General features: G+C 36.6%; 17 protein-coding genes. 7 read left to right on the top strand and 10 right to left on the bottom strand.

Annotated elements, in window-relative coordinates; all coding sequences use genetic code 11:
• Nucleotides 1-60: 60 nt before the first annotated feature.
• The 3 genes from hutH (at nucleotide 61) to hutI (ending at nucleotide 4,800) form a co-directional block, all read left to right on the top strand.
• A complete protein-coding gene (gene hutH / locus IC221_RS06420) occupies nucleotides 61-1,629 on the top strand; it encodes a histidine ammonia-lyase (protein ID WP_188168170.1) in 1,569 nt (522 codons plus the stop codon).
• Nucleotides 1,630-1,718: 89 nt separating this feature from the next.
• Complete coding sequence (gene hutU / locus IC221_RS06415; RefSeq protein WP_188168169.1) at nucleotides 1,719-3,413, top strand: urocanate hydratase; 1,695 nt, start codon at nucleotides 1,719-1,721, stop codon at nucleotides 3,411-3,413.
• Between the two features lie 166 nt (nucleotides 3,414-3,579).
• Nucleotides 3,580-4,800, top strand: a complete 1,221-nt coding sequence (gene hutI, locus IC221_RS06410) for an imidazolonepropionase (RefSeq protein WP_188168168.1) — start codon at nucleotides 3,580-3,582, stop codon at nucleotides 4,798-4,800.
• On the opposite strand, the gene IC221_RS06405 is transcribed toward hutI, so the two are convergent.
• Complete coding sequence (locus IC221_RS06405; protein WP_188168167.1) at nucleotides 4,755-4,961, bottom strand: hypothetical protein; 207 nt, start codon at nucleotides 4,959-4,961, stop codon at nucleotides 4,755-4,757. The genes hutI and IC221_RS06405 overlap by 46 nt on opposite strands.
• A 52-nt stretch (nucleotides 4,962-5,013) precedes the next feature.
• Here IC221_RS06405 and IC221_RS06400 point away from each other — a divergent pair, with 52 nt between their 5' ends.
• Nucleotides 5,014-6,477: a cytochrome P450 gene (locus tag IC221_RS06400; RefSeq protein WP_188168166.1), complete on the top strand. Its 1,464-nt coding sequence runs from the start codon at nucleotides 5,014-5,016 to the stop codon at nucleotides 6,475-6,477.
• Nucleotides 6,478-6,523: 46 nt separating this feature from the next.
• Here the strand turns inward: IC221_RS06400 and IC221_RS06395 are convergent, their stop codons facing one another.
• From IC221_RS06395 to IC221_RS06375, 5 genes are all read right to left on the bottom strand, one after another.
• A complete protein-coding gene (locus IC221_RS06395; RefSeq protein ID WP_188168165.1) occupies nucleotides 6,524-7,237 on the bottom strand; it encodes a LytTR family DNA-binding domain-containing protein in 714 nt (237 codons plus the stop codon).
• A gap of 4 nt (nucleotides 7,238-7,241) precedes the next feature.
• Nucleotides 7,242-8,258 carry a sensor histidine kinase gene (locus IC221_RS06390; RefSeq protein WP_188168164.1) on the bottom strand — a complete coding sequence of 339 codons (1,017 nt, stop codon included), beginning with the start codon at nucleotides 8,256-8,258 and terminating at the stop codon, nucleotides 7,242-7,244.
• 12 nt (nucleotides 8,259-8,270) lie between these two features.
• A complete protein-coding gene (locus IC221_RS06385; protein ID WP_188168163.1) occupies nucleotides 8,271-10,346 on the bottom strand; it encodes a carboxypeptidase-like regulatory domain-containing protein in 2,076 nt (691 codons plus the stop codon).
• A gap of 32 nt (nucleotides 10,347-10,378) precedes the next feature.
• Nucleotides 10,379-11,080 (bottom strand): hypothetical protein, encoded by a 702-nt coding sequence (locus IC221_RS06380; RefSeq protein WP_188168162.1) that lies wholly within the window; start codon nucleotides 11,078-11,080, stop codon nucleotides 10,379-10,381.
• 149 nt (nucleotides 11,081-11,229) lie between these two features.
• Nucleotides 11,230-11,400 (bottom strand): hypothetical protein, encoded by a 171-nt coding sequence (locus IC221_RS06375; protein ID WP_188168161.1) that lies wholly within the window; start codon nucleotides 11,398-11,400, stop codon nucleotides 11,230-11,232.
• Nucleotides 11,401-11,772: 372 nt separating this feature from the next.
• Between IC221_RS06375 and IC221_RS06370 the strand changes: the two genes are divergently transcribed.
• Complete coding sequence (locus IC221_RS06370) at nucleotides 11,773-13,335, top strand: arylsulfatase (RefSeq protein ID WP_188168160.1); 1,563 nt, start codon at nucleotides 11,773-11,775, stop codon at nucleotides 13,333-13,335.
• Nucleotides 13,336-13,447: 112 nt separating this feature from the next.
• Here the strand turns inward: IC221_RS06370 and IC221_RS06365 are convergent, their stop codons facing one another.
• The 4 genes from IC221_RS06365 to IC221_RS06350 all read right to left on the bottom strand — a co-directional run bounded on the left by IC221_RS06365 (nucleotide 13,448) and on the right by IC221_RS06350 (nucleotide 17,524).
• Entirely contained in the window at nucleotides 13,448-14,041 is a 594-nt protein-coding gene (locus tag IC221_RS06365; protein WP_188168159.1) for a DUF6515 family protein, read from the bottom strand.
• A gap of 78 nt (nucleotides 14,042-14,119) precedes the next feature.
• Complete coding sequence (locus IC221_RS06360; RefSeq protein WP_188168158.1) at nucleotides 14,120-14,815, bottom strand: DUF2490 domain-containing protein; 696 nt, start codon at nucleotides 14,813-14,815, stop codon at nucleotides 14,120-14,122.
• An 897-nt stretch (nucleotides 14,816-15,712) separates the two neighbouring features.
• On the bottom strand, nucleotides 15,713-16,300 hold the full coding sequence (locus tag IC221_RS06355; RefSeq protein WP_188168157.1) for a rhomboid family intramembrane serine protease: 588 nt from the start codon (nucleotides 16,298-16,300) through the stop codon (nucleotides 15,713-15,715).
• Between the two features lie 42 nt (nucleotides 16,301-16,342).
• Nucleotides 16,343-17,524, bottom strand: a complete 1,182-nt coding sequence (locus IC221_RS06350; RefSeq protein ID WP_188168156.1) for an anhydro-N-acetylmuramic acid kinase — start codon at nucleotides 17,522-17,524, stop codon at nucleotides 16,343-16,345.
• Nucleotides 17,525-17,576: 52 nt separating this feature from the next.
• Between IC221_RS06350 and IC221_RS06345 the strand changes: the two genes are divergently transcribed.
• A complete protein-coding gene (locus IC221_RS06345; protein WP_188168155.1) occupies nucleotides 17,577-18,827 on the top strand; it encodes a competence/damage-inducible protein A in 1,251 nt (416 codons plus the stop codon).
• Between the two features lie 482 nt (nucleotides 18,828-19,309).
• Nucleotides 19,310-22,426: a TonB-dependent receptor gene (locus IC221_RS06340; RefSeq protein WP_188168154.1), complete on the top strand. Its 3,117-nt coding sequence runs from the start codon at nucleotides 19,310-19,312 to the stop codon at nucleotides 22,424-22,426.
• Nucleotides 22,427-22,454: the final 28 nt, after the last annotated feature.

Raw genomic sequence — 22,454 nt, 5'->3', positions numbered from 1 at the left:
CCACACATACAGTATTAGAAGGTAATTCTAATACCCACATACTAATCATAAATTACTACCATGGGAAAAATATTCAAATACGGCATTGACCACCTAACGGTGAGCATTGCATTGGATATTGCCAGAGGAAAAGTCTCTGGAGTTTTAAATAATACAGCGAAAGACAAAGTATTAAAAAGTCAAGCCTCTGTTCAGGAAATTGTAGACAAAGGAGATGTTGTCTATGGAGTGAATACAGGTTTTGGTCCGCTTTGTACTACTATTATTTCAGAAAAAGATACTTCCACTTTACAACACAAAATCTTACAGAGTCATAGTGTTGGGGTAGGAAACGCTATTCCAAAAGAGATTTCTAAAATCATGTTGATTACTAAAGTGCACGCTTTAGCACAAGGTTTTTCAGGAATTGCATTGACTACTTTGGAAAGAATCATTTGGCACATTGAGAAAGATATTGTTCCTATGGTTCCTGAAAAAGGTTCGGTAGGTGCCTCAGGTGATTTGGCTCCTTTATCGCATTTATTTTTGCCTTTGATTGGACTTGGTGAAGTTTATGATGAAAAAGGAAATAAAGCATTAGCTTCTGATGTATTGCATCGTTTAGGTGTAAAATCATTGCAATTAGGACCTAAAGAAGGATTGGCCTTGATCAATGGTACGCAGTTTATCCTTGCTCATGCAGTGAAGGTGGTTGAAAAATTAGCCAATGCTTTGGATACAGCGGATATTATTGGTGCCATGTCTTTGGAAGGATTGATGGGATCCGCTCGTCCATTCGAGTCCGCTCTGCATCAGATCAGGCCTTACAAAGGAACGCAACACGTAGCCTCACGTTTGCATCACATGTTGCAAGGTTCTGAGATATTAGATTCTCATGTGGATTGTGATCGAGTGCAAGATCCGTATTCTTTAAGATGTATGCCTCAGGTTCACGGTGCTTCAAGAAATGCTTGGTTGCACTTGAAAGAAATGGTGGAAGTAGAGCTTAACTCAGTAACGGATAACCCCATTATCTTAGACGCTGAAAATGCCATATCGGGAGGTAACTTCCATGGACAGCCTTTAGCAATTCCGTTGGATTATGCAGGGGTTGCGGCTTCAGAATTGGGTAATATCGCTGATAGAAGAAATTACATGATGATTGAAGGACGTTTTGGTTTGCCTAAATTATTAATGGCAGACGTAGGATTGAATTCAGGTTTCATGATTCCTCAATATACTTCAGCGGCTTTAGTGACAGAAAATAAAACGCTTTGTTTCCCAGCATCAGCTGATTCTGTTCCAACTTCATTAGGACAAGAAGATCACGTATCAATGGGTTCTGTGTCGGGAAGAAAGACACTTCAGATTATTGGTAATTTGGAGCAAATTCAAGCTGTTGAATTGTTGTATGCCGCTCAGGCATTGGACTTTAGAAGACCATTAAAATCATCACCAATTATTGAAGCTACTCATGCTTATGTTCGTGAGAGAGTAGCTCATGCAGATGAGGACAGAGTATTGGCTTATGATATTGAAGCAATGCATGATATTGTACAAAGCGGTGCATTGGTTCGCATTGCTGAAGAAGTAGCCAAGAAAGAGAAAATCAACCTTGAAGGAGATTTCAAAGTAGAATTTACATATTAATACAACCCATCATTAGCCCATGAATTAATTCATGGGCTAATGATGAATTGATAAAAGAAACACTTACCACATATATATCATAATTAACCATGGAAGCAAAAACATCATCACAACAAAAGTTTGAAGCTTTTTTAGAAAAATACGCAAAACACCCACACTACATTCCTCCAACAGGCCCAGAACTAAATGCAAAGTCTTGGCAAACTGAGGCACCTCTAAGAATGTTCTTGAACAACTTGACAGACGAGGTGGCTGAAGACCCGAATAACTTAGTGGTTTACGGTGGTACAGGTCAAGCGGCAAGAAACAGAGAATCATTAGAAAAGATCATCAAAATTCTTTTAGAATTAGATGAAAACCATTCACTATTAGTACAATCAGGTAAGCCGGTGGGTGTAGTAAGAACGCACCCAGAAGCACCACGTGTATTGATCGCCAACTCTAACCTTGTTCCAGCTTGGGCAACTTGGGAACATTTCCAAGAATTAAAAGAAAGAGGCTTAATGATGTACGGTCAGATGACGGCCGGTTCATGGATTTATATTGGTACGCAAGGTATTTTGCAAGGAACGTATGAGACATTTGCTTCATGTGCACGTCAGCATTTTGGAGGCGACTTAAAAGGTCGTTTGCTAGTGACAGGTGGCATGGGCGGTATGGGTGGTGCTCAACCATTGGCGGCTACAATGTGTGGTGCAGCAATGTTGGGTGTTGATATTGACCCAGCTCGTATTCAAAAGCGTATTGATACAAAATACATCGATAAAATGACGCACTCTTATGAAGAGGCGATTCAATGGGTAATGGAAGCTAAAGAAAAAGGTGAGGCATTATCAGTTGGTTTGGTAGGTGATATCGGTGATGTGTTGGAAAGATTAATTCAAGATGGAATCACTCCTGATGTGTTAACGGACCAAACTTCTGCGCATGATCCAGTATATGGTTATGTTCCTAATGGCTTATCATTGGAAGATGCAGAAAAACTAAGAGAAACAGATCCTGTTTTATATAAAGAGAAGTCGTTGAAATCAATGGCTCGTCACGTACAGTATATGTTAGACTTAGAGGAGAAAGGAGCAATTACTTTCGACTATGGTAACAACTTACGTGAGTTCGCAAAACAAGGTGGTTGTGAAAATGCTTACAACTTCCCAGGTTTTACACCGGCTTATATCCGTCCATTGTTCTGCGAAGGAAAAGGACCTTTCCGTTGGGCAGCATTATCAGGTGATCCACAAGACATCAAAGTAACAGATGAAGCCTTAAAAGAAGCATTCCCAGAGAACACACACTTAATCAAATGGTTGGAGGAAGCAGATGAGAAAGTAGCATTCCAAGGCCTTCCATCTCGTATCTGTTGGTTAGGAATGGGTGAAAGAGAAAAAGCCGGTGTGATCTTCAATAACCTTGTAAAAGAAGGAAAGTTGAAAGCTCCAATTGTCATCGGTCGTGATCACTTGGATTGCGGATCAGTAGCTTCTCCAAACCGCGAGACGGAATCAATGTTGGATGGTTCTGATGCCGTTTCAGATTGGCCATTATTGAACTTAATGTCTAATGCGACAGGTGGTGCCACTTGGATTTCATTCCATCATGGCGGTGGTGTAGGAATCGGTTACTCTCAGCATGCTGGTATGGTAGTGTTGGCTGACGGTACTGAACGTGCAGAAAACTGTATCCGTCGCGTGCTTCATAACGACCCTGCAATGGGTATTTTCCGTCATCATGATGCGGGTTATGAGACAGCAACGAAAGTAGGTGAAGATCATGATTTGATCGTTTGAGGTAAGAGTTAAGAATTAAGAGGGAAGAGGTGGTTTGTGATTTGCCTACTTTATCAAATATGTGGAAACTGTAGGGACGTTTTATTAAAACGTCCGCTGTACCACACACGAACCACTATTTCATTTTTCCTCTTACATTTTTATCAACTATGAAAATACATTCATAATGAAAAAAATAATCGGACCTTTCTCACAAGTTCTAACCCTTGCAGGTTTACCCTTAAAAGGAGCTTTAGAAGATGAGCAATTGGAAATCATCGAAAATGCGGGTGTGAGTATTGATGAGAATGGTAATATAGATGAAATCAAATCGTTTACTTCTTTTGATCTAGCTGACTTTGAAGAAGTAGAGCAGATAGAAGGAGAAGGTGTTTTGATTCCGGGTTTTGTAGACTGCCACACCCATATTTGCTGGGGAGGAAACAGAGCTAGAGATTATGCGATGAGAGTGGCAGGGAAACCTTACTTGGAAATTGCCAAAGCAGGTGGAGGAATTCAAGACTCTATGCGAAAAACTCGTGCGGCTTCTGAAGAGGAATTAAAAGAAGTGACCGTTACAAGAGCCAATAGACATTTATCGCGTGGTGTGACTACTATTGAAGTGAAAAGTGGTTATGCTTTGGACATTGACAATGAGCTGAAAATGCTGAGAGCGATTAAATCTGCGGATCAAGAAACAAAAGCTGATTTGGTATCTACATGCTTGGCTGCACACATGAAACCGAAAGATTTTGAAGGTACTTCTAAAGAATATTTAGATAGAGTATTGAATGTTTTATTGCCTGCTATCAAAAAGGAAAACTTAAGTGATAGAGTTGATATTTTTACAGAAGAAACCGCTTTCAATGTAGAAGAGTCAGCGTATTATTTAGGGAATGCTAAAGAGCAAGGTTTTGAAATTACTGTTCATGCAGATCAATTCTCTACCGGAGGAAGTAAAGTGGCTGTGGAAGTAGGAGCATTGTCGGCTGAGCATTTGGAGTCAAGTACTGATGAAGAAGTGAAGCTTTTAGCAGATTCTGATACGGTAGCAACGGTACTTCCAGGAGCATCATTAGGTTTGGGGATGCAATATCCACCATGTAGAAAACTTTTAGATGCAGGTGCTTGTTTGGCCATTGCTTCAGACTGGAACCCAGGTTCAGCACCTATGGGAGATATGCTGACTCAAGGTGCCTTATTGGGAGCGATGGAAAAGTTAAGTACAGCAGAAGTATTTGCAGGGATGACTTTCCGATCAGCGAAAGCTTTAAATTTGACGGATAGAGGTCAATTAGAAAAAGGAAAATTAGCTGATATGCAGATGTATCCTTGTGAAGATTATAGAGAGATTTTATATAATCAAGGGATGTTGGCACCAGTTAAAGTGTGGAAGAAAGGACAGTAATCTACTCTTAAATCCGCTGGAAATAAAAGCTCTTGAGCTCCTTTTTTGAGGAGTTGAAGAGCTTTTTTATGTTGATGATTACCACTTGATCTAATCGGGGTTTTATTGGAGTAGTAGTATTTTGTAATCTTATAATTCCATTTTTTTCTGATTATTTCCATTATATTGCCTCATTAAATCATAACCAAGCTACTTTAATACTACATATTTTTAATGGAACAACTCAACTATTCAAAAACTAAAAATGACCTTAAAGGACCAAAGGGATTGCCTTTGGTAGGAAATATCTTTGATTTTGATATGTCTAAAATTCACTTGCTGTATGAGCAATGGGCTGATGAATTTGGATCACTATATAACATTAATATTCTAGGAAAGAAAATAACTGTTTCCACCGATCCAGAAACGAATGCTTATGTACTAAAACATAGGCCTACCAAGTTTCGACGTCTTCAGAAGATGGCAGATGTTATTGAAGAAGTGGGAGTGAATGGTGTTTTTTCAGCGGAAGGGGAGACATGGAAGAAGCATAGAAAAGTGACTCAAAAAGCATTAAGTAATAAAAATATTCGATCGTTCTTTCCTACAATTTTACGCATTTCAGAGCGCCTTACTAATTATTGGAATAAAATAGAAGGGATAGAGAATTACGCTATTGATCAGGATTTTGAAAAGATCACTGTAGACGTTACGACATTACTTGCTTTCGGCTATGACTTAAATTCATTAGAAAATGATGTTGATGAAATAAGAGTTCATATCAATAATATTTTTCCGAAGGTAAATAGCCGTATAAACTCTCCAATACCATTATGGAAATACTATAAAACGAAATCTGATAAAGAATTTGATAATTCTATCAATTATTTGAAGGATGTTTTAGGTGGTATCATAGAGACTACTCAACAAAAGATGGCAGAGGATTCTGATTTACATGAAAACCCTACCAACTTTTTGGAGGCAATGATTGCATCAGAAGATAAAGAAGACCCTTTTACGAATGATGAGATCTTTGGAAATGTATATACAATGCTTTTGGCAGGGGAGGACACTACTTCAAATTCATTGTCTTGGATCACTTACTTACTTGCGGCTAATCCAGCGATAAAGGATAAAATACAGCACGAAATAGATGAAGTATTGAAGGGTGAAAAGCTTTCTTCTTTTCAGCAACTCAATGATTTCCCTTATTTGTCGTCCGTCATCAAAGAGACATTAAGATTGAAGCCTGTTTCTCCAAATCTTTATATGCAAGCGTTAGAAGATGTTGTGGTTAGTGATGTATTTTTTCCGAAGGGAAGTATGATCATTACGCAGCTAAGCCATGCTCAACGTAGGGATAAGTATTTTGCGGAGGCTTCTACTTTTGCTCCAGAGAGGTGGACGGAACGTGAGGAAACGAAAGGTTGTCCTTATCATAAAAATCATAAACCGGAAGCAATGAAACCTTTTGGAGGAGGAGCAAGGTTATGCCCAGGAATGTTCCTTTCTGAAACAGAAATGAAAGTCTTTGTGATTGCGTTGTTTCAAGACTTTGATGTTACCCTCGATGTTGCTCCAGAGGAAGTGAAAGAGTTATTTGCTTTTACCATGTCACCTCAAAATCTAAAAGTAAATCTTAAAAAGAGACTACTTCAAAAGGAAAAAAACGTCAACACAGAAAGTGTTTTTCAATAGAAAATAAACGAAGGATCTTCAATGATGAGGATCCTTTTTTGATATCTTACACTTTCCAAACTTTGCCTTTCGTAATTTTTTCATACACCTCATTGTACAATGAACGGCTAATATTCAACCTTTGTCCATCGATGATTAACATTTTCCCCTCAATGGCTTCCACATAATCGGCATTGACAATAAATGAACGATGGATTCTTATAAACTGCTGATCAGGTAATTTTTGCTCGACCTGTTTCATAGAGAAAAGAGTGATATGCCTTTTGTCCTTCGTATGGATGAAAATATAATCAACAGCAGCTTCTATGTACAGTATGTCCTCAAGTCTCACCTTTACAGTTTGTTGATCTTCTTTGATAAAGATGTAATCGTTAGTAGCGTTTGAGACGGACGTTACTTCATTTTCATCACTCCAAATTTTATACACTTTGGCAACAGCTTTTGCAAATCTCGGTAGAGTAATCGGTTTTAGAAGGTAGTCAATCGCATTTAGTTCAAAACCGTCAACAGCAAACTCTCTATGTGCAGTAGTGAAGATGATATGAGGTGGATTTGACGCATTTTTCAACCAATCAACGCCTGTGATACCAGGCATTTGAATGTCTAAAAACACGAGATCAATTTTATTTTTCATTAAAACCTCATCCAATTCAAAAACACTCTTACATTTTGCAATCAGGTTGAGGTAGGGGATTTCCTTCACGTACTTTGCAATCCCTTCTCTGGCAATTAACTCATCATCAACAACAATACAATTCATTTTCTTAGTTTTTTAATTTGACATCTAGTTCTACAATAAATTCTTCTTCTTGATCTAAAATTTCTAAAGAGTGCTGATTCGGATACAATAGTTGAAGTCGTTTACGAGCATTGACTAACCCCAAACCTCCTTTATTATTTTGGGGATAATCACCCTTTGTATTTTGAACAACCAAATGTAATACATTATTTTCTACTGAAATATCGATTGAGATTGTATAACCGTTGGAATTGATACCGTGTTTGAATGCATTTTCAATAAATGTGATCAAAAGCATCGGGGCAATTTTGTAGTTGATGTTTTCTGTTGGGAAGTTATAATGTAACGTCAAGAAATCCTGATGACGAATCTGTTCCATTTTAATATAACTCCTTAAATAATCGAGTTCTTCTTTTAAATAGACAAGGTCTTGATTGGCTTTATAGAGTTGATGGCTTAATGCATCAGAAAGCTGAACCACCAATTCTTTGGCCTTCTGAGGTTCATCATCCATCAAAAAGTAAATGGTATTGAGGTTATTGAAAAGGAAGTGAGGTTGTAATTGTGACTTCAATAAATTCAATTCACTTCTCATATTTTTATTTTCAAGTTCCTTTACATACTTATCTTTCAAATACCATTTTTGTATTAGGTAAATGGTACTAGAAATAAAATAAATCACAAAGGTCTCACTAGAGGCCGTCCACCAACCCACTTTTCCAGAGAAGAAAGGCTCAATGGCTTCAATGTGTAACACTTTAGAATAGAAAAAGAATGCTACATTAAATCGGATAATGGTACAGAGTGTTAAAAGAAGACCAAATGAAATAAAGTATTGATATCTCTTATTTTCAAAAAGTAACTTCGGAATTAAAACGTATAAATTGAAATACACAAAAGGTATCAAAGGAGTGGTGATGACCGTAAATGTCCAAAAGTTATGAATGATTGCATTGTGAAATAACAAATCACGAACACTCAACAAAAGGATATAACAGCACCAAAATAGAATGTGAAAAGATATTTCGATTAGTTTTTTCATTGAAAATAGAAATTATTCGATAGTCATAAATAGACCGAGAAAGACGGATTGTTTACTTGTTGGAAGCTTAGCGACTCTGTATTTTCCATCACTAGAATACTCGTACCCAAATACTTGATCCAATCCTAATATATTGGAGAAAGAAGCAAAAAGCACGGTGTGATTCCCCATTATATTCATATTGTAATTGATTGCTACATCTAAGTTATGAAAATCCTTTGTTTTATCACTCATAAACAGTTCTTCATTAGGATTCTCATAGGGTCTACCAGAGGCATAGGTGTAGGTAAATCCAGGTTGTAATCGAAGAGAAGGGATTTCAAAATTGGCCACTACATTGACATTGTGGTTCGTCACAAAATCAGGAGTGGCACTGATTGGGAAATGCTTATAGTTTCTCTCTGAATCAATATAAGAATAGGTGACCCAGTAGTCCAAGAAGGAAATAGAACTTTCATCTCTCCAAAATAGATCAATCCCTCTTGCGTAGCCATAACCGTTATTATTAAAGCTGTCATCATCAAACTTTACTAACTGATCATATTCTTTATGATACAATTCGACTCTGAAGGTTCTGCCTAATATTTCTCTTTTATAATTGATGATATAATGAGTGGATTTTTGAAAGTCAAGATCTTCTTTGTATGCTAAATACTCATCAGGGGCTTTTTGGTAATAATCACCATAGCTCAATGTAATTTGATTAAAGTCGTCCAAATCAAAGAACAGAGAAGTTCTTGGAGCCAATGAATATTTTTCCATTCTAGAAGAGTACTCACCTCTGACACCCAATCTTAATTTTATTTTTGAAGAAAGGTGAAGCATCGATTCAGAAAAGGCAGAGGTTAAGTGATCTTTTACCCTATAATTACCCCATCTTGTTTGATCATTTCTGTATTCTCCTCCAATTTTAAAATCCCAAAAATCAGCGATCTCATGGCTCAATGTTACTTTTGAAATAATATGTTGATTGTCTTCTTTCAGTTTTTCATCTCCAAATGAAATATCGCCGATGGTTTTGTTATAAGAAATTCCTGCATCGATTTCCCATGCTCTTCCTAAAAGACCTTTGTAACTGTTGTTGATGTAAATATCATGTGCATTTCGATCAAATATTCTCCCTTTCAATGGTTGCTCAGGATCAAATAAAACAACTCCTACATTACTAGCATTATACTGAGAAAACATTTTATACATTCCAGTTCTCGTTTTATGTCTGAAAGCTGTTTTTACATTCAATGCCTCAGGTACTTTTACCCAATCAACATTTTGAGGAGTCATGCTGAAATAAGGCGTTAAATTGTTATAAGTCACGCCTCCCATAAGTACCGTTTTGTCTTCCCAAACTTGACTATGACTCCCTCCAACACCCGCAAAATGAAGATTGACAGAGGAACGCGTTCTTTCTGGTATCCCTTCTGTTTCTAATAATAAAACAGAAGATAAAGCTTGACCATATTCGGCAGAGTATCCACCTGTAGTGAAAGTGGTACCCTCAAACATAAAAGGATCAAATTTTCCTCGGCTAGGCATATTGGGTGTATTGCCTAAAAATGGATTGGTAGCCACGGTTCCGTCAATGATGGTTTGCGTTTCGGTAGCGTCACCACCTCTGACAAATAAACCTGTTTGATCACCTACTTTAGAAGTACCTGGCAGGGTTTGTAATGCCTGATACAAATCTCCGTTGGCACTCGCATTTCTAACAATGTCCATCCCTGTCATTTGCATGGCTGTCATCTCTTCAAGCGTTTTTCCACTTCCACCATAAATTTCGACAGCCTCTAGTGTAGTACTATTTTTAGAAAGCTTAAGTTGAACAGGATTTGAAAGGTTTGAGACCGAAAACGCTACTTCAGTATAACCAATAGCACTGACCATCAGTGAATCCGAAGGATTGAGTACAGCCACCAATTCAAATTTACCATTGTCATTGGCCGAAGTACCTTTCATACTGCTTTTAAGGTATACACTTGCAAAAGGAATGACCTCACCATCAGTATCAGTAACGGTTCCTTTCAGCGTTTGCTGAGCATAGCCAATGGTTTGCCATAAGCACAATAGTATAAAGAAGTATAACGTTTTCATAGTCTCAATAGTGGATTGATATTAGATGGGGTTTAAAGTACTGTTTCGCTTAGTTGCTGCAATTCGTGATCGTGAGGGAATGCTTCTATTCCTTCTTTACAATATTTCTTAGCTTGTTCCATTCTTCCTTCTCTTTTGTAATACTGTACCAATAAATTGTATACTCTTTCTTTCCCCCAAGTAGGTTTTAGAGGGTCATTGTTGGGGTTATTCTCACAAGAAAGTGCTTTGAGTAAGTATTTTTCGGCTACTTTTCCTCCTCCATATTTTACAGGCGTATGAAAATCATTTTCACCAAGCCCTAAATTTGCTCTGAGGTTATTTTTATCTAGTTTAATGGATTTCTTATAGCGTGCAGTGGATTTAGACGCTAAAGTTCTCGTTTGAGAGGGATCAAGGCTGATACTGAAACCTAAAATACTTCCCTCTAAAGCATAAGACTCAGCATCTCTGTTTTCGTCTTGGTTTAATAGCTCAACAGCTTGGTCTACATATTTTTGAGAAGCTGTTTTATTCCCCATTCCAATTTCAAAGATCGATGACATAAAAGAAGCATAAGCTTTCCAGTAGAGGCTAGGTTGATCATTGATTATTGCTTCTACTTTATTTTCTTGACTTTGAAAAGATTGACCTAAGGCTTGATCAATAGTCGCTTGAGTGCTTTGTGCAAACAATACAGTGTTTGCTAGTGTAAAGATGATTAATAGAGAGAATAGATTTCTTAAAGTTTTCATTGTTTTATCGTTTTGATTAATTGATACAACAATGATCCGGAATCCTTACTCCCTAGAGAAATTAGATCGGTGAGTGGTTTTAATTGCTCGGTGAGTGGTAAAAAATAAAGCCATGCGTTACATGGCTTCAAGATTTTGGATGTGGATGATTAGTTTTTATAGATGAAATCATCTTCCTCTACGGTAGCACCTGATATTTTGAATAATGAAGTGGGTTGCTTTTCCACTTTGGGTTGATCCGATTCTTTTACAACCTCTTGTTCGTACTCTTGGTAGCCCCAGCAGTTTGGGCAGTCTTGGTATACGCTTTTGTTTTTCATAGTATTTGATGTTTAGGGTGATAATTATTTGATTGATGTCTCAAAATTAGGGGATTAAACCATGTGATGAAAATCGAATTTTTCTATTCTATTATTATTAAAACTAATAGTGTATTGTTTGATAAGAAACAATGAATAGGCTCTAACTTTAAATTGCTTTACTCTTTGTTATTTAAATTTAAATGAAAAAATAGCTACCAATAAACATTTATTTTTTAAGTAGGGTTAAATAAATAATATACTGTTAAATTACACTTTAAGTTTAATGTTAAACTAAAATCTATTTCTACATTTGCTATACAGTTAAGGAAATGAGACTGTTTAAAATTGATATGATAAAATAGCCTACGGGCTTAAAAGACCAACGTTAAGATGAGAAAATTTTTGCTATCGTTATCTGTTTTATTAACAGTAACAGGGGCTTTATATGCTCAAAAGTCCAAGAAAAATCAAAGACCAAACATTCTTGTGATCATGGGTGATGATGTTGGATATGGTAACATCAGTACTTACAACAACGGAATGTTAGCGTACCAAACTCCAAACATTGATAGAATTGGTAAAGAAGGTGTAGTTCTAACATCTGAATACGCACAACAATCTTGTACAGCCGGTCGTGCTGCTTTTATTACAGGTCAATCTCCATTAAGAACAGGTTTATCTACTATCGGTATGCCAGGTTCAAAAATCGGTATCCAAAAAGAAGACCCTACATTGGCTGAGATCTTAAAACCACTAGGTTATACTTCGGGCCAATTCGGTAAAAACCACTTAGGAGATAGAGACGAATTTTTACCTACAAACCACGGTTTTGACGAGTTCTTTGGTAACCTTTACCACTTAAATGCTGAAGAAGAGCCAGAAGATCCTGCTTACCCTAAAGATCCTGAGTTCAGAAAAAAATATGGACCAAGAGGTGTGATTCACTCGTATGCTGACGGTCGTATTTCTGATACAGGCCCGTTGAACAAAAAGAGAATGGAAACAGTAGATGCGGAGTTTATGGACGCTTCTATTGACTTTATGGAAAGAGCCGTAAAAGATGACAAACCTTTCTTTGTATGGTTCAACTCTACTCGTATGCACGTTTTCACTCACTTAACAGAAGAGAGTAAGAAGCTAGTTCATGACTATGGTTTATACGGTGCAGGTATGACTGAATTAGATAATCAAGTAGGAACCTTATTGTCAACTTTAGAGCGTTTAGGTGTAGAAGAAAATACAATCGTGATCTTCACAACTGACAACGGCGTTGAGAAAATGACATGGCCTGACGGTGGTATCTCTCCATTCCGTGGCGAAAAAGGATCGACTTGGGAAGGTGGTGTAAGAGTACCTTTCGTAATGAAATATCCTAATGGATTAAAAGATACTGGTCGTAGATTAAACGGTATTGTTTCTCACGAAGATATGGTACCTACAATTTATGCAGCTGTAACAGGTAAAGACGATTTGAAAGAAACGTTGAAAACAGAGGGTTATAAATCTGGTGATCAAACTTTCAAAGTACATTTGGATGGTTACAACCAATGGGATTACTTCACGGGTAAAGAGGAAGAGTCAAGAAGAGAGACGTTCTTCTATGTGGCAGACAACGGTATGATTCAAGCGATGCGTTGGAACGACTGGAAAATCCACTTTATTGTTCAAGAAGGTGAAGGTCCTGATATGTGGTTCTCAGGTCATAGATTTGCACTGTCGTGGCCAAAGATCTATAACCTAGGTCAAGACCCATACGAAATGGCAGATCATTCAGGAATGTACCTAAAATGGTACGGTCAGAAAATGTGGTTATTTGTTCCTGCAAAGGAAAAATTAGGTGAATTCTTTATGTCATTCAAAGACTTCCCTCCACGTCAACGTCCTGAATTATTATCACCAGGTAAAATGCAAGAAATGCTTTACCAAATGATGGATAGAACTCCTAAGAACTAGACATAGTTCACCTATATTATATCGTATACCCCAATACTACAATGTGAGTATTGGGGTTTTTAGGTACTAAAAAAAATAGAATTAGTACTTATATATATAAAGGGTAATTAAATTAACTTTTATAGGATGGTTCAGGAATTAATACCAAAACTTCTTCTCCTTTTTCATTGACACTGGCCATGTAGTATTCACCGTTCAATTCATAGAATTCCTCCCCATTGACAGTGACTGTTGTATAACCTTTTGGAATAGAATTCACTTCAGCATCCTTGGGTCCTTCGACGACCACATAACCGCCATTTTTCTTTTGATAATAGGTGCCATAATAATAGTAATAAGCTTTATTTCTAACTCTTATTCTTTGATAACCAACGGGCAAACTATTTACTCGAAAACCGTAAACAGGAGGGGCAACAACCCAATTTCGTCCATTCGATCTATACCAAATACCAGAAGCATAAGAATATCTTATTTTATTGTGATTGTAAGCGATCGCATTATTCGGTAAGCGAGTAACCACGGCCCCCCTTCTTGGTAGGGAAGCATAACTATAGTAGATGCTTTTATTTTTTCTAGCCCATTTACTGTTTTTTACTTTTCTTTGTTTTTCATATTTATGGGAATAATTTTTTCTGGTCTGTCCATAAGAATTGGTTGCTACAAAAAATGCAACGGTCAGTAGGAGGAAGTAATAATAGTATTTCATGTCAGTATAATTTGATTGAATATTTAATTCAGTAAAGGGTGACAGAAATAGTTTGTACTCATTAAATCCTGATTTTTTTTAATCTCTTAAATCTAAATCAATATACACCGTAAATCGGAAGACATTTGTAGTAGCAGTATGATTATACGTCCACATGTGTCCAGCAGTAAAGCTGATATCTTCATCAAATTTATATCCTAATGCATTGTATACACGGAAGTCTTCCAAGCTTTCTTCATGATTGTCATGCATGAAAAGTTCTACTGAAGGAACAAGATAAAAAGTCCCCGGTTCTATATGGTCATTGTTCAATGGGATATATGCATACAGCTTATAACGATACCTATTACTATACTTAGTATATTCTACTTTCTCTTCCCAACGGTGTTCAATACGGACTTGATGATAAAATTTGACTCTACCCCAATAATGATGGTATAAATACTGATGCCATATTCTGTATTCCATTAAAGTGGTCTGATCATAAGGATCATCTGTACTCTCAATCTCTTGATTGAATTTCCCAATGATAGCAGGGCCTACTACAATGTCAAAGTTATCATTCACAAAGTAATTCAAACCCATTCTGTTATAACTTTTATGTAAATCATAGCCGTATCCTTTGTCAGTGTATCGGAGGTGATGTTCACCATAATACCCTAATTTGTCAGAAAGGCGTACCTTCAAATAGGCCGCTCCCCATTGTCCAGTATCTTGAGCATAAATAGAAATAGCCGCCAATGATAGCAACATTGTTATGATAATCTTTTTCATTGTTGTAGCGTCGTTAAGTTTCTTATTTTATTGAGTCTAGCAGAAACATGTTCTGCATGAAGTATACTGTAAACTAAATTATCGTTAACTTTTAATTCGTATTTCTACTAGATTTTATAGGGCCTACCTTCAAGCTTCCTTCTTCTTCATTTTTGTTTTGAAACAAAAACGAAGCAAAAAATTCAAGGCCGAAGAAGATACTATTAAATGCTTGCCTGATTACAAATCAAAAGACAAAGGTTTTATAATAATCTTCTAAAATGTAGTGCTGTAGGGACGTTGCATTGCAACTTCCTCGCGAGCCATAATACACATCCGTTTATCCTTCATAAAAGGATGAGTATAAATTGGCAAAAACTTAGTTTACAGTGTATTAAGTTCACTTTCAGATGAGCACACAAAACAAATAAAAACCGCTTGTAAAGGAGATCATTTACCAGTAATGTGGGGAAGTACTCTATCCAAAATGTAGTGATATAGTATGAGATTAATTCTCTATGATTAGAAGTTTAAATAATGTAAAGATTTGGAACATGTCAGTTCGTTTTTTAAAACACGTTCATACACAAAATATTCAATCGCATTTCCGAAAAAAAACACTTTTCGGTTTTCTAAGTACTAAGCCAAAAATATATCATAGTTAATTCTAATTTATTTTTTGTGAGTACAACGCTAAAAAACGTATGAATAGTGGTTCTATTGAAAGTTTTTTGAAGGAAGTAATCGCAAAACAATAAATAGAATTAGTATTAAATAATTTTGTCTTGGTACTTAACTTATAAAAATAACAATGTATAAACAGCGTAATGGTTGGGGTGCTTTTGGATTTATAACAAAAAATAACCCTTGTAAAGTTATAGAATCTTTACAAGGGTTAAAATTAGGTAATGGTGTTTCTTATGTTAGCTTACTTGGTGAAATCTTTTTGGTGGATCTTCTATCAATCCCAAAACCAAAGATAGCACCACAAATACCTCCAACAATATGTGCTAATTGAGAGATGTTATCATCGTCAAAAACAGAAAGTAATTCTTGACCAATAAATAGGATCACAATCAATACAAAAGTAAGAGGAAGCTTTCCTTTCTGTACATTGACGATAGAGCTTAATAAGATGAACATAAATACCACGCCACTTGCTCCAAGTAGTCCGCTAGATAGGAAAACGGCGTTGATCATACCAGTGACGAAAGCCGTCATTAAGATCATATACAAAAGCTGTTTACTGCCGTATTTTTCTTCCAAAATAGGTCCTAACAGAAGAATGTAGGTGAAATTACCCATAAAATGCTCCCAGCTACCATGACCAATGACATGTGAAAATAATCTGAAATAGGTGAGTGGAGAAAATAAACTCATGCTCCCAAAGCCACCTACAGAAAAAAACGCAGTAAGGTCAATGTAGAGAAAAGTTTTTAGGGTGATAAAGGCTGCACTGATAAAAGTAAAGGTCAATGTGACCGGTGCATTATACTGTATTTTCATAATTTGACATTTGTAGTCATGGAGTACAATTAATAGATAGCGTTAACCTCCACAACCAATTATTTTATTAAATGAGGGCATCTCATCACTGTCTGTCAATGAGGGAGTGCTTTCCTCTTCTTCTTTCACAAATGGGTAGTGTATCACGCCGCCACAATTATCAATTGTTGCACCAGTGACACTCTTAAGACAATTAACCTCTTTTTTTAGACGTAGACAACCTAGAAAGGCAAAAAGTAAGGCTTCTTTATGCGTAATGATTTCTTTTTTAGGAATAACAATTTCAATATCAGGACAGTGAGCTTTAATTCTTTCAATCAAATGAGAATTAAAAGCACCACCTCCGGTAATCAACAATTTTTCTTTTCCAAAGTGCAGTTTTGATTTTTGAGAGGCAAATTCAATCACTTTCCCTACTTGAATAGCTGTATGCTCAACGGAAGTAGCTAAACGGTCTTCCAACCTTTCAACTTTAGTGATGATCGGTAAAAAAGTATCCACAAACCATTCTTTCCCCAATGATTTCACTTCAAAATCCTCGTAAAAAGAAAGTTGATTCAGTTCATCTAACACCTGTTGATTGATATTTCCTTGGCGAGACATCTGCCCGTCTTCATCAAACTCTTTCCCAATTTCTCTCATAAAATAATTGAGAGGCATATTGGCAGGGGAGGTATCAAAAGCGATCGTTTCATTATTTACTTCAAAAGAGATGTTCCCAATCCCTCCAAGATTTAACCGATAATGGTATTCATGAAACAATAATCGATCACCAATAGGGACCAAAGGAGCACCTTGTCCTTGAAAAGCTAAATCTGAAACTCTAAAGTCATTGATGACATTACATCCTGAGTATCTTGCAATTGCGGGGCCATGACCTATCTGAGAGGTAATACCAATTTCGGGTTGGTGAAAAATTGTATGCCCATGACTGCAAACAAAATCGACTTTTAAATTGTTCCTATCGATGAAAGATCTGATATGCATACCCATCTTTCTACCTAAAGCTCGGTCTAATTTTATATATTCAAGGGCTGAAAGATGTTCAGCGGTGTCGAGTTTGGTTTTCCAATCGTCATCATAATCAACACTGTCAATATGTGGCATCGAATAACGCCATTGTTTTTGACTATCTTTCCAAAATTCAGCATAACATAGGTCAATGCCGTCTAGACTTGTGCCAGACATCACACCTATTAATCGAAATTTGTTTTTACTACTCATTTTAGTTGCAGATTTGAATCATTTAATTTCGCATATACAAATATAAAAAGCAATGAAAACGCACACTTACGTCGAAATAGTTACCATTGGAGACGAAATTCTTTATGGACAGATAACGGATACAAACTCCCAATGGATGGGGACTGAACTTAACAAAAAAGGTTTTAAGGTAATACGTAAAACTTCAATAGGTGATACCAAAGAAGAAATTTTGAATATCCTAGAAGAAGCACAATCAAGAGCAGATATTGTGTTGATCACTGGAGGTTTAGGACCTACCAAGGATGATATCACCAAAAAAACAATAGCCGAATACTTTGGTGTAGAGATGACTTATCGACCAGAAGTTTATGATAACATCGCAGAGCTTTTTAAGGCGAGAAATAGAGAGTTGACGGCTTTAAATAAGATGCAGGCTGATATACCTTCCAATGGACAAGTTTTAATGAATAAGGTCGGTACAGCTCCTGGTATGTGGTTTGAAAATGGAGAAAAGACCATTGTATCAATGCCTGGGGTACCGCATGAGATGAAATACTTGATGGAAAATCATGTACTGAATCAGTTGCAGGAAAAATACCATACGCCATTTATTGTTCATAAGATGTTGAGAACAATGGGAATTCCTGAATCCAAATTGGCGTTGATGATTGAAGATTGGGAGGACAATTTACCGGAAGAATTAAGTTTGGCTTATTTACCACGATTAGGACAAGTTCGATTGAGGATAACTGGGGTAAGCTACGAAGAGGAAGATTTGGTTCAGAAGATTGAATTAGAAGTACAAAAGCTAAGAGAACTGTTGGGAGAGAACCTCTATGCAGAAGAAGACCTCGACATAGAGCTTATTGTGGCTGATTTGTTCAAAGAGAAAGGTTTGACACTGGCAACGGCAGAGTCATGTACCGGAGGTAATATTGCTAAGACAATTACAGGTATTGCAGGAGCATCGGCTTTTTATAATGGTGGAATTGTGTCTTACAGTAACGAAGTCAAGGAGAGTCAGCTGGGAGTAACTTCAGAAAGCTTGAAAAACTTTGGAGCAGTAAGTGAGCAAGTGGCACTGCAAATGGCCAACAACGTTCGTGAAAAATACAATGCGGACTTTGGAGTAGCGACAACTGGTATTGCTGGTCCAACAGGAGGAACGGAACAGAAGCCAGTAGGAACTATATGGATAGCGTTATCTACAAAAGAAAAGACAGAGGCAAAGTTATTACAACTCTATAACAACAGAGCATTAAATGTGACGGTAACTACCAATTCCGTTCTGAAATGGCTTTTGGAAGAATTAAACAAGTGATTTCCTCTGTATTATTTTGTTAAATGATTTTTTTAAATAGATGTTAACTTAAATGTTGATTAACATTTATCTTGAAGAGCTTTAAAAACTGAATTGTTTTTAAGCTCTTTTTTGTTTTTAAATGACTAGCAGTGAGTATTTTGCGATTTTTTTAGTGTAAAAATGTAGTATTAGAAGTGTAAAAATGTGATTTATTATTTTTTGAGTAAAAATTGTAACTAACTAACATTGTAACATGACGTCAGCAAAATTGAAATGAATTATTTACGAATCTCAATCTAATTTGTTATGAATTGATTATAAACTATTTATCCAATTACAATTAACTATTTGACAACACGCTCTCTTAATGGCTTAGGAAGTAAAGCGAGTCTTATAGGTTATACAAACTAAAATGGAATGAATCAAAACTGATTCTCATAAAAAATCTACCTACCGGGATTTTTTAAGTACTTTTTATTATTTCTATACACAGATAAAACATGCAGAAACTAATTAACTTTAAAAGCATAGTTGGGGTGATTTCTATGTCTTTTTTGATGCTTTTTAGTACCCAATTATGGGCACAAGAAAAGGCATTGTCTGGAACGATCTTAGGTGAAGGAAATGAACCTTTACCAGGCGTAAATATTAAAGTTAAAGGAACTACTATAGGTACAGTAACAGATTTTAATGGACAATTTAAATTAAATGTATCGAATGATGCAGAAGCTCTAATCTTCACATTTATTGGTTACAAAACAGTTGAACGTACAATTGGTACTCAAACAACTTTTGATGTGACATTGGCAATTGATCAAGAACAACTAGAAGAAGTTGTAGTCATTGGTTATGGTGTCCAAAAGAAATCATTAGTGACAGGTGCAATTGCAAGTGTAGAGGCAGACGACATCGTAAGTTCAGCTATCAGTGCAGAACAAGCGCTGCAAGGTAAAGCAGCAGGTGTTACAGTCTCTCCTCAATCGGGTTCGCCAGGTAATGGCATCAAAGTTCGTATTCGTGGTGCGAGTTCAAATGGTAATAGTGACCCATTGTATATTGTTGATGGTATGAAAACGACAAACATCAGTTTCTTGGCACCATCAGATATTGCTTCAATGGAGGTGCTCAAAGATGCAGCTTCTTCTGCGATCTATGGTTCTGAAGGAGCAAATGGTGTCGTGATCATTACAACAAAAGGCGGTAATAAAGATGGAAGATCGAGCATCGATTACTCTTTCCAATATGGTATTCAGAGTTTAGGTTTGAAACCTCAAATGATGAACGCCAATGAATATGCCACTTTCATGCGTGAAGTACACGATCCTTCAAAAGGTTATGTTCCAGATCCTGCTGAACACGGACAAGGAACAAACTGGCTGGATGCAGCTTCAGAACAAGCACCAATGATGATGCACAACCTTTCATTCTCAGGAGGTTCTGAAAAAGGATCTTACTTATTGAGTGCTGGTTACACTTCACAAGATGGTGTGATTGGTGGAGATAAAGCAAGTTATGAACGTTATAACGGTCGTTTGAACGTGACAAGAAATTTGAAAGACTGGATCGATGTTCAAGCAAACGTAGCTTTAACTAGTTTTACAAGATCTTCAATTACTGAGGATGAGGCCTTTAATGGTATTGTAAACAGTGCTTTAATGATGGATCCTACAGGAGAAGCACGATACGCACCTAACCAATTGACTCCTTATATGCAGGAAAAATTGGATGAAGGTAAAATTTTAAGAAGAGACGATGATGGAAATTACTATGGATTGTCAAACAACGATTTCCTAAAAGGTGAGGTAATTAACCCATTGATCCGTCTGGCGAATGAAAAAGGTATTTATAAAGAAAACAAAATGCTTTCTACAGGTATGGTGAATTTAAAACCAATTGAAGGTTTGAAAATTAGTTCACGTATCGGTTTAGATGTTACGCAAGGAAGTTTCAACAGTTGGAACCCTTCATTTTGGGCCAACTCCAACTTACAAAGCAATGCACCTACAGTAACGGCCAATGAAGAACACTGGAACAATTGGTTATGGGAGAATTTTGCGACCTACACTACAAAAATCAATAAGCACTCTATCACTGCTTTAGTGGGTATGTCATCACAAGAGAACAGATACCGTAACCTTGATACTAGATCAGGTAATATGGTAAAAGAAGATGACTTATTTAGATATCCAGATTATGTGGATTCAAGAGATAACGATAGAGTAACAGGTAGAAATGAAACAAGAAGAATGACTTCGTATTTTGGTCGTTTGTCATATGATTACGATAACAGATATATCTTCGAAGCGACATTCCGTAGAGATGGATCTTCATTGTTCTCTCCAGATAATCAATTCGGTACATTCCCATCATTCTCTTTAGGTTGGAATGTTTCCAATGAAAGTTTCTGGTCAGTGGATGCTATTGATTACTTAAAAATCAGAGGTAGCTGGGGTAGAAATGGTAGTTTATCAAACTTAGGTGTTGATCAATACAGATCATTGATTACTACGACGAATATTTTCTATCCTGATGCGAATGATGGATTACTTACAGGAGCAGAACCAGCACTTTTACCGAACCCTAATTTGAAATGGGAGACTTCTGAACAAACCAACATTGGTTTTGATTTAAGAGCATTTGATAGCAAGTTATACTTCACTTTTGATTACTATAATAAGTTAACCAAAGATTTATTGACACCATCTACTCCTGCTTTATCATATGGTAATAACGCTCCTTTTGCCAATGCAGGTACAGTATCTAACGAAGGTGTTGAAATGATTTTAGGGTATAGAAACTCGGAACGTGAGTTTACCTATGATGTAAGTATTAACGGTGCATTCAATAAGAATGAAGTTTTAGAAGTATCAGAAGGGTTAACAAGAATTGAAGGGGTACATTTACCAACGTTAGGTCCGGTTACTTACTTCGAAGCAGGTCATCCAGTATGGTATTTTAGAGGGTATCAAAATGATGGTATTTTCAGAGATCAAGCACACATCGCTCAATGGATGGAAGCAAATAACATCCAAGATGATGCTGCAGATTTTGCTCCCGGTGATCCAATTATTAAGGATGTGAACGGTGACGGAAGAATCAACGATCAAGATCTTACAAACATCGGTTCTCCACACCCAACTTTCATTTTCGGTGCTAACTTGTCGGCTGCATACAAAGGGTTTGATTTGAATATCTTCTTACAAGGCGCTACTGGACACCAAAACTTCATTGGTTTCACAAGAGCAGATAATAATGCAACAAACAGATTACAAAGTGTAACGGCTGATCGTTGGATTCAAAATGGCGATGTGGCAACTTATCCTAGAGCAGGTTATAGTTCTGATAAGTATTTCAAGAGTGACTTGTTAGTACAAGATGCAAGCTACTTGAAAATCAGACAAATTCAATTAGGATATACATTACCTACAAACATTGCCGCTAAGGTGTTAATGCAGAAAGCTAGAGTATATGTATCGCTTAATGACTTCTTTACTTTCACTAGTTATGAAGGAATGGACCCTGAAGTGGGTAGTCAAAATAACAATGCTCAAGGTATTGACTTCGGTACTTATCCAATTTCAAGAAAAGTATTATTCGGTCTTGCAGTAACATTCTAACCAATCAACAATTAAAGAAAGACTCAAA

The sequence above is a fragment of the Flammeovirga sp. EKP202 genome, assembly GCF_014534745.1.
Classification (GTDB): domain Bacteria; phylum Bacteroidota; class Bacteroidia; order Cytophagales; family Flammeovirgaceae; genus Flammeovirga.
This window is presented reverse-complemented; position numbering and strand designations above follow the sequence as displayed.

What these genes read in the sequence shown, in the direction of transcription:
- hutH (WP_188168170.1), top strand. Translation starts at nt 61, where the DNA reads ATGGGAAAAATATTCAAATACGGCATTGACCACCTAACGGTGAGCATT.
- hutU (WP_188168169.1), top strand. Translation starts at nt 1,719, where the DNA reads ATGGAAGCAAAAACATCATCACAACAAAAGTTTGAAGCTTTTTTAGAA.
- hutI (WP_188168168.1), top strand. Translation starts at nt 3,580, where the DNA reads ATGAAAAAAATAATCGGACCTTTCTCACAAGTTCTAACCCTTGCAGGT.
- IC221_RS06405 (WP_188168167.1), bottom strand. Translation starts at nt 4,961, where the DNA reads ATGGAAATAATCAGAAAAAAATGGAATTATAAGATTACAAAATACTAC.
- IC221_RS06400 (WP_188168166.1), top strand. Translation starts at nt 5,014, where the DNA reads ATGGAACAACTCAACTATTCAAAAACTAAAAATGACCTTAAAGGACCA.
- IC221_RS06395 (WP_188168165.1), bottom strand. Translation starts at nt 7,237, where the DNA reads ATGAATTGTATTGTTGTTGATGATGAGTTAATTGCCAGAGAAGGGATT.
- IC221_RS06390 (WP_188168164.1), bottom strand. Translation starts at nt 8,258, where the DNA reads ATGAAAAAACTAATCGAAATATCTTTTCACATTCTATTTTGGTGCTGT.
- IC221_RS06385 (WP_188168163.1), bottom strand. Translation starts at nt 10,346, where the DNA reads ATGAAAACGTTATACTTCTTTATACTATTGTGCTTATGGCAAACCATT.
- IC221_RS06380 (WP_188168162.1), bottom strand. Translation starts at nt 11,080, where the DNA reads ATGAAAACTTTAAGAAATCTATTCTCTCTATTAATCATCTTTACACTA.
- IC221_RS06375 (WP_188168161.1), bottom strand. Translation starts at nt 11,400, where the DNA reads ATGAAAAACAAAAGCGTATACCAAGACTGCCCAAACTGCTGGGGCTAC.
- IC221_RS06370 (WP_188168160.1), top strand. Translation starts at nt 11,773, where the DNA reads ATGAGAAAATTTTTGCTATCGTTATCTGTTTTATTAACAGTAACAGGG.
- IC221_RS06365 (WP_188168159.1), bottom strand. Translation starts at nt 14,041, where the DNA reads ATGAAATACTATTATTACTTCCTCCTACTGACCGTTGCATTTTTTGTA.
- IC221_RS06360 (WP_188168158.1), bottom strand. Translation starts at nt 14,815, where the DNA reads ATGAAAAAGATTATCATAACAATGTTGCTATCATTGGCGGCTATTTCT.
- IC221_RS06355 (WP_188168157.1), bottom strand. Translation starts at nt 16,300, where the DNA reads ATGAAAATACAGTATAATGCACCGGTCACATTGACCTTTACTTTTATC.
- IC221_RS06350 (WP_188168156.1), bottom strand. Translation starts at nt 17,524, where the DNA reads ATGAGTAGTAAAAACAAATTTCGATTAATAGGTGTGATGTCTGGCACA.
- IC221_RS06345 (WP_188168155.1), top strand. Translation starts at nt 17,577, where the DNA reads ATGAAAACGCACACTTACGTCGAAATAGTTACCATTGGAGACGAAATT.
- IC221_RS06340 (WP_188168154.1), top strand. Translation starts at nt 19,310, where the DNA reads ATGCAGAAACTAATTAACTTTAAAAGCATAGTTGGGGTGATTTCTATG.